This window comes from Vibrio sp. 2134-1 (assembly GCF_033339495.1).
Genome location: NZ_JAWOUS010000009.1, coordinates 92053 through 108010, shown reverse-complemented (window position 1 = coordinate 108010; position 15958 = coordinate 92053). Strand labels below are relative to the sequence as shown.

The 15958-nt window shown below is 44.0% G+C and carries 14 protein-coding genes; 5 read left to right on the top strand and 9 right to left on the bottom strand.

Going from position 1 to position 15958, the window contains the following annotated elements:
* The 4 genes from cpaB to R7R78_RS12265 form a co-directional block, all read right to left on the bottom strand.
* A complete protein-coding gene (cpaB, locus tag R7R78_RS12280; RefSeq protein ID WP_005386448.1) occupies window positions 1-756 on the bottom strand; it encodes a Flp pilus assembly protein CpaB in 756 nt (251 codons plus the stop codon).
* Window positions 757-769: 13 nt separating this feature from the next.
* The gene (locus tag R7R78_RS12275) at window positions 770-2083 is read right to left on the bottom strand and encodes an AAA family ATPase (protein ID WP_165401630.1); all 1314 of its coding nucleotides are present in this window, start codon (window positions 2081-2083) and stop codon (window positions 770-772) included.
* Window positions 2084-2145: 62 nt separating this feature from the next.
* Window positions 2146-2634 carry a prepilin peptidase gene (locus R7R78_RS12270; RefSeq protein ID WP_031781044.1) on the bottom strand — a complete coding sequence of 163 codons (489 nt, stop codon included), beginning with the start codon at window positions 2632-2634 and terminating at the stop codon, window positions 2146-2148.
* Complete coding sequence (locus R7R78_RS12265) at window positions 2634-2807, bottom strand: Flp family type IVb pilin (protein WP_031781043.1); 174 nt, start codon at window positions 2805-2807, stop codon at window positions 2634-2636. The genes R7R78_RS12270 and R7R78_RS12265 overlap by 1 nt, the downstream gene beginning before the upstream one ends.
* 336 nt (window positions 2808-3143) lie before the next feature.
* On the opposite strand from R7R78_RS12265, the gene R7R78_RS12260 reads away from it, so the two are divergent.
* On the top strand, window positions 3144-3869 hold the full coding sequence (locus tag R7R78_RS12260) for a helix-turn-helix domain-containing protein (protein ID WP_151515083.1): 726 nt from the start codon (window positions 3144-3146) through the stop codon (window positions 3867-3869).
* 148 nt (window positions 3870-4017) lie between these two features.
* Window positions 4018-5709: an AMP-binding protein gene (locus R7R78_RS12255; protein ID WP_025768211.1), complete on the top strand. Its 1692-nt coding sequence runs from the start codon at window positions 4018-4020 to the stop codon at window positions 5707-5709.
* A 68-nt stretch (window positions 5710-5777) separates the two neighbouring features.
* Here the strand turns inward: R7R78_RS12255 and R7R78_RS12250 are convergent, their stop codons facing one another.
* A complete protein-coding gene (locus R7R78_RS12250) occupies window positions 5778-5978 on the bottom strand; it encodes a DUF1127 domain-containing protein (RefSeq protein WP_225473692.1) in 201 nt (66 codons plus the stop codon).
* Window positions 5979-6084: 106 nt separating this feature from the next.
* Between R7R78_RS12250 and R7R78_RS12245 the strand changes: the two genes are divergently transcribed.
* Window positions 6085-7032 (top strand): LysR substrate-binding domain-containing protein, encoded by a 948-nt coding sequence (locus R7R78_RS12245; RefSeq protein ID WP_225473663.1) that lies wholly within the window; start codon window positions 6085-6087, stop codon window positions 7030-7032.
* Between the two features lie 118 nt (window positions 7033-7150).
* On the opposite strand, the gene fusA is transcribed toward R7R78_RS12245, so the two are convergent.
* Together fusA and radA are read right to left on the bottom strand one after the other, a co-directional pair.
* On the bottom strand, window positions 7151-9241 hold the full coding sequence (fusA, locus tag R7R78_RS12240) for an elongation factor G (protein WP_005386444.1): 2091 nt from the start codon (window positions 9239-9241) through the stop codon (window positions 7151-7153).
* A gap of 215 nt (window positions 9242-9456) precedes the next feature.
* Window positions 9457-10836 carry a DNA repair protein RadA gene (radA, locus tag R7R78_RS12235; protein ID WP_005386443.1) on the bottom strand — a complete coding sequence of 460 codons (1380 nt, stop codon included), beginning with the start codon at window positions 10834-10836 and terminating at the stop codon, window positions 9457-9459.
* Window positions 10837-10972: 136 nt separating this feature from the next.
* Here radA and R7R78_RS12230 point away from each other — a divergent pair, with 136 nt between their 5' ends.
* Window positions 10973-13321, top strand: coding sequence for a PilZ domain-containing protein (locus tag R7R78_RS12230; RefSeq protein ID WP_225473661.1), 2349 nt, complete (start codon window positions 10973-10975; stop codon window positions 13319-13321).
* Between the two features lie 63 nt (window positions 13322-13384).
* On the opposite strand, the gene serB is transcribed toward R7R78_RS12230, so the two are convergent.
* On the bottom strand, window positions 13385-14365 hold the full coding sequence (serB, locus tag R7R78_RS12225; RefSeq protein ID WP_005386439.1) for a phosphoserine phosphatase: 981 nt from the start codon (window positions 14363-14365) through the stop codon (window positions 13385-13387).
* A gap of 91 nt (window positions 14366-14456) precedes the next feature.
* On the opposite strand from serB, the gene R7R78_RS12220 reads away from it, so the two are divergent.
* Complete coding sequence (locus R7R78_RS12220; RefSeq protein WP_005391677.1) at window positions 14457-15062, top strand: YtjB family periplasmic protein; 606 nt, start codon at window positions 14457-14459, stop codon at window positions 15060-15062.
* 95 nt (window positions 15063-15157) lie between these two features.
* Here the strand turns inward: R7R78_RS12220 and deoD are convergent, their stop codons facing one another.
* A complete protein-coding gene (gene deoD, locus R7R78_RS12215) occupies window positions 15158-15877 on the bottom strand; it encodes a purine-nucleoside phosphorylase (protein WP_005380140.1) in 720 nt (239 codons plus the stop codon).
* Between the last annotated feature and the right edge of the window lie 81 nt (window positions 15878-15958).

The window sequence follows — 15958 nt, the reverse complement described above, 5'->3', positions numbered from 1 at the left end:
CTAATTGCTGACTCGGACACTGGATGCCTGAGATCCCTTAATAATGGTCACACTAGGTCGTGGCGTGTATTTTCTTGCTACAACAGGTTTATCCACTTCATGAGGGTTGCGCAGAGCAAGCTGTATATCGCCTTTGCTGTTCGCCGATAAGAGCTTTTCTGCCTCTTTCGGTGTTACTTCTAAAGTCACAGCGCGTACAATCACGGGTTTGTTATCATTCGTTTTGGCTGTTTGGTCCACCGCAAGAACATTGATATTTTTAAGCACTGTTTTTGTTGTGGCGTTTTTACCTTGTCCATAACTCACTGTATTCAGGACATCGACCTTGTTGCCTGGTAACAAAAAACCTGCCACACCGATAACGTCATTTACGCGAATAGTGATTGCTCGCTTGTTTTCTGGAATTAATGCAGCAAGTGTTGCGCCTTCACCAGGTAGGGCAAGGCGATGAGGGTTAACAAGTTCACCCGCGTAAATAGTATTGGCAACGATTCTTCCCAATGCCTGTTCTTTTACTTTCAATGTTTCATCATCTATCCAGTCCACTTCCATGAGCTTAGTAGACAAATGTTTCTCAGAGAGAATAGTTCCTGGTTCTAGCTCCATGGCGGCAACTAAAACGGGATGCCTTTCGACCTCTTCTAACTCGACTGTTGGTTGGTTTCTGCCATCCATCCATTGTTTAGCTATCAACACGGCAGCAAGGCCGAAAACAATGGAGAGTAGCAATAGCATGATGACTTGAGTCCGACTCATAATTTAGATCTCCCTATTCATCCACTGTGAAATACAGTCCCCAGGCACGAGTTAAAATGTCTGATGAGACGACTTTTCGTTTTCCTTCAAAAACGAGAACGTCTCTGCTAATGCCCAAAAGATCTTTAGGTAAGCATGGATAATTAGGCATTTTATTTTCACGGTGCAATTGATTTAATGTGTCAAAAAATTCAGGCGACAACGCGAGTTGCAAGTCTTTGGACAGCGATAACCAAAGCGCTTTATAGTCATCATCACCAAGTGGCTTAAACTCAATTTTGTACCCCAGACGGCGTAAAAAAGCAGGGTCAGCAATTTTGCTTGGTGCAAAATTGGATGAGAATGCCAAAGTAAGCATAAATGGCACCGTTACTTGTTGACCATTTGGCAGCGCCAGATGGTCAAATAAGTATTCCATTGGAACGATCCATCTATTTAGCAAGGCATCAACAGGCATTGACTGACGACCGAGATCATCAATCACTAAGATTCCGTTGTTAGCCATCATTTGAAGTGGCGCAATCCATACACGATTATGCTCGCTGTGGTTTACCTCAAGCATCTCCAATGTCAGCTCACCGCCCACTTGAATGTTTGGTCTTTCACAAAGAACCCAGCGTTTGTCGTAATGGGTTTCCAACTTAACGAAAACCTGAGAATGGGAGTTGTCTAAACGACGGTGATGATGCTCTGAGAACACTTTGATGATGTTGCCATCGGCATATACGGCGTAAGGAATAAACACCGAAGTGTTCATTGCATTGAGCACTCTTGATGCAACGTAACTTTTACCAGTACCCGCGTGGCCGTAAAGCAACAAAGCTCGTCCAGAGTTGATAGCAGGTCCGAGAACAGGAACTAAGTGATCCGAGCCAAAAACATCAGATAATGCACGCTCTACATCGATACGGGTAACAGGGTTTTTGCGTAGATCTTGTCCTTCAACAACGGTCCAATACTCTTCCAAAGAAACTGGAACAGGACCGATATACGGATCTTTTCTATATGCAATGTCTGCTTCCGCAAGTCCTAACTCCGTTAGACTATAACGAATGTTCGAGTACGAATGGTTTAGCTTCTCAGATGTAGGCTGATATACCTCAACCCAGCTTCGTTTCCTCAACTGCGCCAAAGCAAGTTCAACAATATTTGAAACCACACATAACCGCTGTGTTAACTCGATCAAATCACATTTCGGATAAGCTGACAGGTGTTTCAACACTAAGTTTTCAACGACTGAAGCCGGTATGCCAAGACCTTCTACCGATGAAGGTACTTTTGGTGGATTTATTTGTGGCACGAGTTTTTCCCAATACACAGAGCCCATCACACTTCCCCTCCTTGAAGTTGCTTAGCCAACTGATGCTGCATGCCATTTATTATTTTTATTTAGTGGGTATAGGAAAAATAAGCTAATCCAATTACGATTATCGGCGCGAATGGAATGACCAACGGCTTACTGGACCTAAAACCTGGTGTTACTTTTTCTAAGCAATACCCTTTAATCTGATGTGATAGAGCAACACTAGTCGATGACACATGTAGCATTAGATAAAAAATGCCGACAATGCCTCCAGCGAGTATTATCCCGGTAGACGCTTCCCCAAGGTTACTCAATCCCAACCATGCCCCTATGACGGCGAGTAACTTAACGTCTCCTCCAGCCATTACTTTGAAAAGATACAGCGCGAAACACACCGCAAACGCAACCAACCCACCATATAAATGATCCAAACCAGTTGTGGCTGGGTTGTAAATTACGTTTGCAGTTACTGCAACCAAAAGCATAAGCACCGCTTTATTCGGTATTCTGTGTTTCTGTGCGTCTGAAACTCCAATCGCAATAAGTAATGACCAAATAATTAACTCGCTAACCATTACGAAGAGCTAATACGACCAGCTACTGAAGTGAACTTGTTAGACAAGGTTGTCCAGAAGCCTGAAGTCAAGAATGCAGTAACAATTAGTGCCGCACCTAGGATGTACTCCAAAAGTGTTAGCCCCTCTTCGTCTTCCATGAAGTCCTTGATTAGATTGCGAAAGTTATCCATAAGATTATCCCCTTTATTTAACCAAATCTCGCTTGTCCATGACGCAGGTATCATATACACCCGAATCATGCTTAAACATTAGTCATCAAGAATTAGGGGGGTTAGGACTTTTTTGCCAAAGGTTAGTACTTTCTTGCCTGTCTGCGCTTCAGAGGCGAAATGTATCATAAATAAGACACATCACTGTAAGCTATGTGACACATTTCACACTTGCAGTATGACTATATAAGCCTAAGCTTAATAAACGAAAGGGTGAGGTCTGAAGCTCAAGGAATGAGGCTCGACTGACCTCAATGCATACTAACATTGGTGTAGTACGTACTGAGCAGGATTCATATGGATAAACAGACCAAAGCTTACTGGATAGGAGAGACCCTTTGCTCGCTGCCGGAACAATTTCGTTGTGAGTTTGATGGGTGCTTTGACATTATGGACTGCAGTAAAGATATCTCAGTCCTCAGCGATAAAGAACATAGCTATTTCTTTTACTACATAACCTGTGATCATCAAGAGCACTTGAAAGGTGTTATAACGCTCTGTAAAAACCTCGACAAAAAACTAATCGTCGTATCTCCAAAAGATACGGTTCCCCACTTGCCGCCCAAGCATATTTGTGCGGAATATTATAAGTTGAACGAGCTCACTCTTCCTATCTGGCTTTCACAAATAAAATTGAAATACTTTTTGCATAGTAAAGTAGACGAAGAACAAATCTCGGTAGATAAACTTTTCTCTCGAAGCGGCAAGTCAAACTTTTCAGACGTAGTCCATTACATCGCCAATAACGTTCATAAGGACCTAAGAGAAGAGGAAGCAGCCGCTCTTTGTCATTACTCGCCGAACTACTTTTCCAAAGTTTTCCACCGTAAAGTGGGTATGTGCTTTCGTGATTATGTCACGGCGAAACGCATTTCATTAGCTAAGAAAATGCTAATTGAAAATGAATCGATGAAAATTGCTTACATTGCTTATCAGTGCGGGTATCGAGACGTTTCTTACTTTTCTCGAATTTTTAAGAAAAAAACAGGTCTGTCTCCAGCAAATTATCGACAGCAGTTTTAGGCTTTATTTGTAGCAACTGTCAGGACAACTAACGCTATCTTCCCCACATATTTCATCAAAATGCATTCCCGTGTCGCGATTTAACATGCTAAAGTTAACAATGCGTTAACAATTATAAATACAATGAGAAGACATGGAGTCACTTAAAATGAATCAGCCGAATCTAAATAGCGCTGCTGGTTGCGCTCTCCCACCACCAAATGAAATGATCCTCAAATGGGCTCAAGAGCGTCCAAATGAGGTCTACCTAAAACAAATTATTAACCGACAGTTTGTTGAGTACACATTCTCTGATGTTGCAGATCAAGCCTTAAAACTTGTCAGCGCACTACGCTCGCTTGGTGTAAAGCCTGGCGACAAAGTTGCGTTAGTATCTAAAAACTGTGCAGAATGGTTTATTTGCGATCTTGCTATGATGCTTGGTGACTATGTCAGTGTGCCAATCTTTCCTACCGCCGGTGCAGACACCATCGAATACTGTGTGACTCATAGTGAAAGTAAAGCGATCATTGGCGGAAAACTCGATGATCCCAAAGCAACTCAGCAAGTCATTGATGCTATGCCTGAACTCATTAGCATCGCTCTACCTTATGACACGGCACCAAAGTGTAAGCACGAATACCAAGCGCTCATTGCTGATGCAGTGCCAAGTAAAGAGCGTCCGCAGCATTACGATGACAAGCTAATGTCGTTGGTGTATACCTCAGGCACATCAGGGTTACCGAAAGGCGCGATGCTAACTTACGGCGCATTCAGTTGGTCTGTTCAGCAACTGATCAATCATATTGGTATCCAAGAAAACGACCGATTGTTCTCTTATTTACCGCTCGCTCATATTACAGAGCGTGTTTATATCTTCGGTTCATCGATTATGGGTGGCGTGCCAACAGCATTTCCAGAGTCACTGGACACTTTTATCGAAGATGTGAAGATGCACCGACCAACTCTGTTTATCTCCGTCCCACGATTATGGACGCTATTCCAGCAACGTATTCAAGACAAACTTCCACAGAAGAAGCTCAATATTCTGTTGAAAATCCCATTCGTCAATTCTTTGATCAAGAAAAAGCTAGCAGATGGTCTAGGTTTAGATCAGGCTCGAGTATTAGGCTGTGGCTCTGCACCTGTCTCGCCAGCGCTGTTGGAATGGTACCACTCAGTGGGCCTTGATATCACAGAGGCTTGGGGGATGACGGAATCATTTGCCTACAGCACGCTCAACTACCCATTTAGAGCTGACAAAATCGGTAGTGTCGGTAATGCAGGACCAGGCATTGAGTTAAAAATCGCAGCTGATGATGAAATCATGGTGCGTGGCAAAGGGCTATTTTCTGGCTACTACAAAAATGACATTGCCACCCAAGAGTCTTTTGATTCAGAGGGCTGGCTACACACAGGCGATATCGGCGCTATCGACTCAGATGGTTATCTAACGATTCAAGGCCGTAAAAAAGATAACTTCAAAACCGCCAAAGGTAAATTTGTCTCTCCGGTTCCTATCGAGAAAAAGCTTTTCGAGTACAGTCGCGTAGAGATGATGTGTCTCATCGGTTTAGGGCTACCCGCTCCGATTCTTTTGGTTGTGCCACATGACTTCCCTAACTTTGATCGAGAGCGATACGCACGTACCACACGTAAAGTTATTGCCAGGATGAATCAAGAACTCGCCTCTCATGAGCAAATCAAAGGTGTGTTAATGATTAAAGAACCTTGGAGTATAGAAAATGGCGTACTGACGCCAACGCTTAAAATTAAACGTCATGTGCTCGAACAAAAGTATCATGAGATAGGCCACAATTGGCCAAAAGATGAATTGGTCGTGTGGGAAGAAGACTTGTAATTTTGCTTGCACTCCTCAACACCATTGGGGAGTGCAACTTAACTTTGAGCTTGAATCAAACTCATAAACTACTCTCTCCAGAATGGCTTACTCACTTCACAACTAATCTCCCTTTCACCTAACCCAATATCGTCCCAAAGGTACTTTGGTAACTCTCTCAAGTGACGACGTGTCTTATAGTTCCTTCTCCAAGCCGCCAGTTTAGAATAAATTAACTGTAACCCGCTCTGATGGGCAGTAGGTATAGTACGCTCACAAGTGTGTGTCATGTTTTCCATTTCAAAGATCCCTATACAATGTTGACCACTTAATAATCAGCGACTACGCTGATATCCTCAAACGATAGAATCTGCCATAGAGTTAAGGAAAACTAATGTGAAAGATCGAATGCCTCCCTTACAGGGCTTGTATTACTTTTTCGTTGCAGCAAAGGAAGGAAGCTTTAAAACGGCAGCAAAAGAACTGTTTGTTACGCCAGCGGCCATTAGTCAGCAAATTCGTCATTTAGAAGAGTTCTTAGGCACGGACCTATTTGTTCGTCAGCACAGAAAAATCGTGCTCACACCTGAGGGAGAGCTACTGTTTACTCAGGCAGAAAGAGGGTTTGCTCATTTGCAGCAAGGGGTTAGATTAGTCAATCAAGATCCAAACCCGAACCACCTTTCGATATCAACACTCCCCTCTTTCGCTCATCATTGGTTGGTCCCGAAGATTACGGCTTTTCGCCAGCGTCACCCTGATATCGCCTTGCTATTAGAACCAACCAATGATTTGGTGTCTTTTCAAGATAGCCAGATAGATTTATGTGTTCGTTACGGTTTAGGAAAATATCCCAATTTAGAATCACAATGGCTGATGGACGAAGCTTTTTATCCAGCTTGTCATCCGGTGTATCAGAAAGAGCATGGGATCTATAACATCGAGGATTTAAGCAAAGCTGAGCTAATTGAAGATGTTTGGCCTGATCTTGATTGGAATATGTGGTTAGCAACCTTGGGTCACTGCGCAGCAAAGCCTACTCTAAAATACAGTGGATCACATCTCGTGCTTGAGGCTGCACTATCACTTCAAGGCGTGGCATTAGTAAAACACAGTTTAGCTCATCAATATTTTCGTTCTGGCAAATTGGTCCGAATTGGAGATGTCGCCATCAAGCCCAATTTTGCGTATTACTTGTGCGCGCCAAAAGGCTACTTAAAAAGACCTAAAGCTCAATTGTTTGCGCAATGGTTGAAGGAAGAAATAGAAATATTTGAAAAGTCAGTGGTACCAGACTTTAGGACCATTGACCTAAAAGGCAACAGCACTAGAACGGCATCATAACAATCGTCAAAACAAACGCTAAATAGGAATAAAACAAACACGCTCTGCGTATAAGACTGCTAGATACAAAAAGCCCCGCACTAAGCGGGGCTTTCAAGTTATAGAGTTAACTTAAGAATTACTTCTTAGCGTTACGCTCTTTAACGTCAGCAATTACTTGCTCTGCAACGTTTGTTGGACATGGTGCGTAGTGTGAGAACTCCATAGAGAACTGACCACGACCAGAAGTCATAGTACGTAGAGTACCGATGTAACCAAACATTTCTGATAGAGGTACATCACCCTTGATACGTACGCCAGTAGACGCTGCTTGTTGGTCTTTGATCATACCACGACGACGGTTAAGGTCACCGATTACGTCACCAACGTGATCTTCTGGAGTGAACACGTCAACTTTCATGATTGGCTCAAGAAGTTGCGCGCCAGCTTTAGGCATAGACTGACGGAATGCACCTTTCGCTGCGATTTCGTAAGCGATAGCTGAAGAGTCAACTGCGTGGAAACCACCGTCGAATAGTTCAACTTCAACGTCTAGAGTAGGGAAGCCAGCTAGAACACCGTGCTCCATCATTGACGCAAAGCCTTTCTCAACTGCAGGCCAGAATTCTTTAGGTACGTTACCACCAACAACTGTAGATTTGAACGTGAAGCCAGAGTTTGGCTCACCTGGTTTGATGCGGTAGTCGATCTTACCGAACTGACCAGAACCACCAGACTGTTTCTTGTGCGTGTAGCTATCTTCGATTGCTTGAGTGATAGTTTCACGGTAAGCAACCTGTGGAGCACCAACTTCTAGCTCAACGCCGTAAGTACGCTTAAGGATATCTACCTTGATGTCTAGGTGAAGTTCACCCATACCTTTCAGGATAGTTTCGCCTGAATCTTCATCAGTCTCAACTTGGAATGATGGATCTTCTGCAACCATTTTACCGATCGCGATACCCATCTTCTCAGAACCGCCTTTATCTTTAGGTTTAACTGCGATAGAGATTACTGGATCTGGGAAGATCATTGGCTCAAGAGTACATTCGTGCTTAGGATCACATAGAGTGTGACCAGTTTGAACGTTCTTCATACCAACTACAGCGATGATGTCACCAGCTTGTGCTGAATCGATCTCGTTACGCTCGTCCGCGTGCATCTCAACCATACGGCCGATACGCTCTGTTTTACCAGTTGCAGAGTTAAGGATTGTGTCACCTTTCTTCATCTTACCAGAGTAGATGCGGATAAAGGTTAGAGCACCGAAGCGGTCATCCATAATCTTAAATGCAAGAGCACGTAGTGGCTCGTCTGCAGATACAGTCGCAACTTCACCAGTTGGCTCACCAGTCTCTGAATCAGTTAGAGGCTGTGGATCAACTTCTGTTGGAGATGGTAGGTAATCAATTACCGCGTCAAGAATAAGTTGGATACCTTTGTTCTTGTACGCTGAACCACAGTAAGTTGGGAAGAATGCTAGATCACGAGTACCTTTACGGATACAACGTTTGATGTCTTCTAGAGATGGCTCTTCGCCTTCTTCTAGGTAAGCCATCATTAGATCTTCGTCTTGCTCTAGAGCAGTTTCGATTAGCATTTCACGGTATTCAGCAGCTTTCTCTACCATGTCTGCTGGAATATCTTGAACTTCGTAGTTCTCTGGTTGGCCAGACTCATCCCATACGTAAGCTTGTTGGCTTAGTACGTCTACAACACCTACGAAATCTTCTTCGATACCGATAGGTAGAGTCATAACTAGAGGTGTAGCACCTAGTACGTTCTGTACTTGATCTACAACTTTGTAGAAATCTGCGCCCATACGGTCTAGTTTGTTAACGAAGATCAGACGTGATACGTGTGATTCGTCAGCGTAACGCCAGTTAGTTTCTGACTGAGGCTCAACACCACCAGAACCACAGAATACACCGATACCACCGTCAAGTACTTTTAGAGAACGGTAAACTTCGATAGTGAAGTCAACGTGTCCAGGAGTATCGATGATGTTTAGACGGTGATCGTTCCAGAAACAAGTTGTTGCTGCAGACTGGATTGTGATACCACGCTCAGCTTCCTGCTCCATGAAGTCAGTAGTAGTTGAACCGTCGTGAGTGTCACCGATCTTATGGATCTTACCAGTTAGCTTTAGGATACGCTCTGTAGAGGTAGTTTTACCCGCGTCTACGTGAGCAAAAATACCAATGTTTCTGTATTTTGATAAATCAGTCATTGTCTTACTCTGTTAATAAGGTATAAAGTGCGCGCAGAGTATATCACATTCTGTCAATACTGATACCCTTGCGTGCGGATGGAAGAAAAAAAATTTTAACGTGAAATTTCCGTCCCCAAAGCATAGTCAAACACAGCAATTTATGTACTTTATTCGCATTTTATTGAGGACGGATAGAACAGTTTGTGATTGCACAAATACCATTCTTATGAGCATTACAGCTCGTCAAAAGCCTCTATAGCTTCCGACAATTTCTTAACGCCGTGAATTTGCATGCCAGGGATGCCACCTTTCGGCATGTTGGCTGCTGGCACAATGGCTTTCTTGAAACCATGTTTGAACGCTTCATTCAAACGCTCTTGCCCACTTGGCACTGGACGGATTTCGCCCGCAAGCCCTACCTCACCAAAAATCACCACATCTTTAGGGAGTGGACGGTCACGAAAACTCGATAAAAGCGCCATAACTAAAGCAAGATCAGCGCTCGTCTCCGTCACCTTAACACCGCCAACCACATTAACAAAGACATCTTGGTCTGCCATTTGTAAGCCACCATGCTTATGCAACACAGCGAGCAAAAGTGATAGGCGGTTCTGCTCCAAGCCGACCGCAACACGACGAGGGTTGGCTAACTGCGAGTAATCCACCAGCGCTTGAATCTCTACTAGCAGAGGGCGCGTACCTTCCCAAACCACCATGACGGAAGAGCCTGATGTTTCTTCTTCACCACGAGAAAGGAAGATCGCTGATGGGTTACTCACTTCCTTCAATCCTTGGCCTGTCATTGCAAATACACCAAGCTCATTCACAGCGCCAAAACGGTTTTTATGACTACGCAAAGTGCGGAATCGGCTATCCGTTCCACCATCGAGTAGTACCGAACAGTCGATAATGTGTTCAAGAACTTTGGGGCCCGCAAGGGTACCATCTTTTGTTACGTGACCAACAATAAATACCGCAACATTATTCTGTTTTGCGTATCGTGTCAGAGCCGTCGCAGATTCACGTACCTGAGCAACACTGCCAGGCGACGATTGAACATCAGAAACGTGCATCACCTGAATCGAGTCTATTACCATTATACGAGGCTGCTCTTTTTCGGCGATTTGGCAAATTTTGTCGACGTTCGTTTCCGATAGCATTTTTAAATGATCTTTCGGCAAGCCCAATCGGGAAGCACGCATTGCCACCTGCTGTAATGACTCTTCACCGGTTACGTAAAGCGTTGGCATTTGCGCAGATAAACTACACATGGTTTGCAACAGAAGGGTTGATTTACCTGCGCCAGGGTTACCGCCAATCAAAATTGCGGCACCTGGCACAACACCACCACCCAACACGCGGTCAAGCTCTTTAAACCCACTGGTGAAGCGAGGTACTTCTTGCAGATCAATTTCGGATAGCGTTTGAACCGTAGCTTCTGTTGCGGAACCAGCGTAGCCGCTTAAGCGTTCATTGCGAGCAACGGTTGGCGATGCAGCGATACGTACTTCTGTTATCGTATTCCATGCACCACATGCGTTACACTGCCCCTGCCAACGGGGAAAGTCCGCGCCACAATCATTACAAACATACGCTCGTTTTGCTTTCGCCATGATGCCTCAATTTTTTCTACAAATGTGACTAAGCACAGCCAAGTCAGACCTGAACTGAAATGAACTATTGATATACTTAAGTATTACTTCGCTTAGCCGATACAATTTAAAGTAACGACATACTCTAACAGAAATAATGCAGCAATCTGAAATTCTCTCGCTCGCAGAACGACTCATTCCCGTTTACGGTACGAATGACTTTGACTTTGTCCTTGGCCAACTGACCGAGGAAGAGCCGCCTTCGGCCAAAATTTTGGTTAAAATGGAACTTAACCGCTTAATGGCTCCATGCAAAAAAAGCATTGATTTGCGAGGTCGCGTTCAAGGCGAATGTCGCGAGTATATTTTGGATGGTATTCCACATTGGTTGGATGATGTTGCTTTCAACGCTTACCATAAAAACATCAAAAAGTTTGGCTGCTACACGGAAGGAATGTGGGAAGCATTGGTCAACACGCGAAATAACTTTCGCGTAATGAGCAAGCGCCTTACTCAGCAAAAAACGCAATCGTTAACGGATCCTAAAAGCCCGTTCTTAGCAGAACCCGTTCACCTAGGCTACGATTTAAAGCGCCAAGAAAAACGCTTGAAAGTCCAATCTCAAGTTGAAATTTGCCGTTCTAAAGGACAGCTTCTTCATGGATTAAGCATTGATTTATCTAGCTCTGGCGCAAAGTTCAAAGTCCCGAGCGCATTTAAATATAACCTTGGGGAAATTATTCAGGTCACGTTTACTGAATTTGCCAGCAAATCTAACGTTGCAGGTATAGAGAAACCGCTTGCATACCGCATACTCGCGGTTGATGACTGTTACGAAAATGACTCAGTTCGATACCTCAGAACCATACGCTTAACTGATACCAATGTCGTCACCAGAGTGATAGATGAAGCGCTCAACAGTGCTGCTAAAAGGGCTCGTCACGACAATCAAGACAAGATTATTCGAGCTCGAACTCGCGGTTATGAGCACATCGCACTAAAGCACACTAGCAGCTTGCCTCTATTCTTTGATGGTAGTGACCTAAAATTAGCAATGTTAACGCCAAACAATCAAAAGCTTTGGCAATACTGGCACGATGAGAGAAACCAGCAAATGTTTGGTTCCTTATTCAACGAGCAACGCATCGCGTCACTCATTAAGCCTGGTGTTAAAGGAACAACCAATGTCCTTTATTCATTTACTCACGAGCACGAGAATCGAACCTATTTCTATTCGATGTTTCGCCCAGAAGCAACTCGCGAACAGCGCCAGCTATTTTGGCATTTAGGTGGCAAACGAGAGAGTTGGCGCGCCTTTAGAATTTCAATCTTTGAACTATCAGAGCAAGAACAGGAAGACCTAGCAGCATTCTCTCCAGAGTTGGCAGAAACGTCTCAATCACTGACTCATATTGGTATTTTGCAAGAAATTGCTGACGAAAAGTCAGGGCAGGATTACCTGCTAACTGAAAAGCCGCGCTTACCCGCTAATACATTAAACGCGTTTCGCCATCCGAGAAGAGTTATCGGCAATCCAAAGGGCATTTATTTTGATGCAAAGTCTCGTCGAAAAGAGCCTCGTTATCGTTTTAAAACACCTTTAGAGTTGTACTCAGGACAGACTAAAACAGGCGGCAGTACTGTTGACCTTTCCAAACGAGGACTCGGAATTAGGCTAAGTGAGCCCACAATGTTACGTTCTGGGCAAGAGGTAAGAATCAACTTTCGAGAATTACAACTCTACGATAAAAAATTGCCGTTAATGTCGGTGCCATACCGAGTAATTCGTGTAAGCCCAGACGGTTGTAGCGTGCAGCTAGTTATTGATGAAAGCAGCCAAACCATGAAGGTAATCGCTTTTTTCAACAGCATTATCGAGCACAATCAAGACAAGCTAATCCCGCAAAAAGAGACGCTACCAAGTAATGCTCTACTTGAAAGGCTGCACTGCATGTTGCTCTCGCGTACGCTGAGCACGCCCATTTTTATCAGTAAAAGTACGTCATCTTCAATAAAAACCCCCGTTATCGGGGTGAACTTGCCGCTACCTAAACACATTGAGCTTTTTGCCCGTCTTGGGCATGACCAACTGTTGTCACTTGAACCTATCTTTAAAGGCCGGACAAGCACATTAATCGCAGAGCCAATAAAACGTGTAGAAGGTGCTCAAGCCAGACATCAGGATATCTACATAAGCGCCGTAAAAGTAGGCAATAAAATTACAGGTATTGAGTCAAAGCTTCATCAAGAGTTCAACAGCGTAAAAGAGCGGATTCAATTTATAAAGAAAGCGCGAATGATGGGTGACTTTTACGTGCTTCGCCTTTCTACTGCGCCAATTTTCGATCCGATGACATCATTACTGCAACAAGATTTAAGTGACTTAACCCAATTTGGTGTACATCAAGCAAGCAAGTTAGAAAAAGAGTTGACGGCGCTCGTTGGTTACAGTGAATTTGAAGACATTACTGAAGAGGTTGTAATTAGATTGGAGTTAACCGAGTAAATTCAAAGTCATACCAAATTGAAAAAAAACACCGCCTTTCTGGCGGTGTTTTTGAATGGGTGGTTAAGGTTTAGCTTTCCAGCTGACCTTTTGCTGCTTCACCAATGCGCCAGATAAAATACAGAGCACACCGCCCAACCCTGCAAAGCGAATCGCAGATTGCGCTTGAGCTTCCACTTTTGGTTTTGCGTGATACGCAATCCCTAATCCAGCCACCGACATCATCACAAGATCATTAGCGCCATCACCGACAGCAACCGTGTTGTGCTGCTCAATTTCATATTCATCCGCCAATTCCACTAGAATGTCAGACTTCATCTGCGCCGTTACCACATCGCCAAGTACGTTACCCGTGAGTTTGCCGTCAATAATTTCTAATTGATTGGAACGAGCAAAATCTAGGTCGACTTTATCTTTGATGTAATCAGAGAAGTAAGTAAAACCACCGGAAGCAATCGCTGTTTTCCAGCCCAAGGCTTTCAACGTCGCAATTAGCGCTTCAAAGTCCGGCATGAATGGTAACTGGGAACGAACTTGTTCAAGAATTGATTCATCGGCACCTTTGAGCTTACCAACTCGCTGACGTAAACTTTGCTCAAAATCCAACTCACCTTGCATGGCACGTTCAGTGACTTCAGCGACCTCATCCCCTACTCCTGCCAGTTTCGCGATTTCATCAATACACTCTATCTGGATCGCCGTTGAATCCATATCAAATACAATCAACCCTTGGGTTGATAGATCGGGCACTTCATTAAGCGAGGCGTAATCTAGGTTGAGACTTTGTAAGATCGTTTCATGTTGAGGAGTTAATTCTCCGGCCATCAGGGCTACTTCATATTGGCCAACTTTCCACGTTTCTAGTATCGGGTTGTAAAAGCCGGTGAAGAAATCAATGTCTTCGAAGTGACTTGGCGAAAGGTACTCAGCAAATACGATCCAGTTTGCTTTTGCTTTATCTAATTGGGAGGCAAATCGAGTCTCGGGTAATCGTTTTAAAAGTGTCGTATGTTTTCTGATAGGCAAGCTTTTTGACGCGTCCATGTATATAATCCCTTATGACTTTGCTAAAACGTTACCTCAACAAACTAAAAAGGCAAGTCTTTGTTTTATTTTAAATGGATGAGTAAAGAGCATGAGTGAATCTTTGTTCTCAGTAAGGAATGCCCTAAGAATTCTGGCACTAATCCTACTGTGTGTGATGTTGTTTATCACAATAAAAAACAGTGTTGTGATCAGTAAGGGTAATGAGAAAATTCAAGCACAACAGCTTGAAACACTCACCAAAGTTTTGATTTCACAGGCGTCTCTTTCTGCCAGTGAGATGATTTTAACTAAAGATCAAGAACGATTACTTCAGCTAACAAACCAACTAGCACAAGACCGTTTAGTGTTTGATGCAACAATCTACGATGCACAGGGTGTACGTTTAGCGTCTAGTGAAGAGGCATTATCGGTACGCGAAGTTCTTGGCCTGGATACGCCTTTGGCAACAGCTTCCATTGGTCGCCAGCAGTTGGTTGAACCAGTTTTTGCAGATGGTGCGCTTATCGGTTTTGTTCGCGTGACTTTTGAGACGGGCCGGGTGACGGCTATTTCTGACCACCACTATCGCAAGAGCGATCGTTATATGTACATGATGGTCTTAATGAGCTTTGTCTGTGGCATGTTGTTCATCTTGATTTTACGTCGACAACCGATACGTCGTAAAAAAGCGCCAAACCTGCTGCTAACCAAGTAACTAGGTAGCGCTAACAACTCATATAAAAACAGCCCGCAATGTGCGGGCTGTTTTTTTAGCTCTTGAGAGCGAAAAATAGAATGACTCTTCGTCGCTTACTCTTCGTCACCAAGCAATACTGAATCTAGTGCAATTAGCATCATGTCGTTGAATGTCGTTTGACGCTCGTCAGATGTAGTCTGTTCGCCAGTCTTGATATGATCAGAAACCGTACAGATTGTCAGAGCTTTTGCACCGTATTCTGCCGCAACACCGTAAATACCAGCAGCTTCCATTTCAACACCAACAATGCCGTACTTGTCCATTACATCGAACATTTCTGGATCTGGCGTGTAGAAAAGCTCTGCTGAGAATAGGTTACCAACTTTAACGTCAATACCGCGAGCTTTTGCAGCGTCTTCTGCCGCACGAACCATGTTGTAGTCTGCGATTGCCGCGAAGTCATGACCTTTAAAGCGGATACGGTTCACTTTAGAGTCAGTACATGCACCCATGCCGATCACAACATCACGCACTTTGATGTCTTCATTCACTGCGCCACAGCTGCCAACACGGATGATTTTCTTCACGCCGAAGTCTTTGATTAGTTCAGTTGCGTAAATCGAGCATGATGGGATACCCATACCGTGGCCCATTACCGAGATCTTACGGCCTTTGTATGTGCCTGTGTAACCAAACATATTACGAACGTCACACACTTGAACGACATCTTCAAGGAAAGTCTCTGCGATGTATTTGGCACGTAGTGGATCGCCAGGCATCAGTACGACGTCTGCAAATGCACCCATTTCAGCATTGATATGTGGAGTTGCCATTTTCTTTTCCTTAACCTTTCTCTAGCGCTCCGCGCTTAAGGCGATATAAGCCAGAGTATTATCATTTCCGACAAGCAGCAT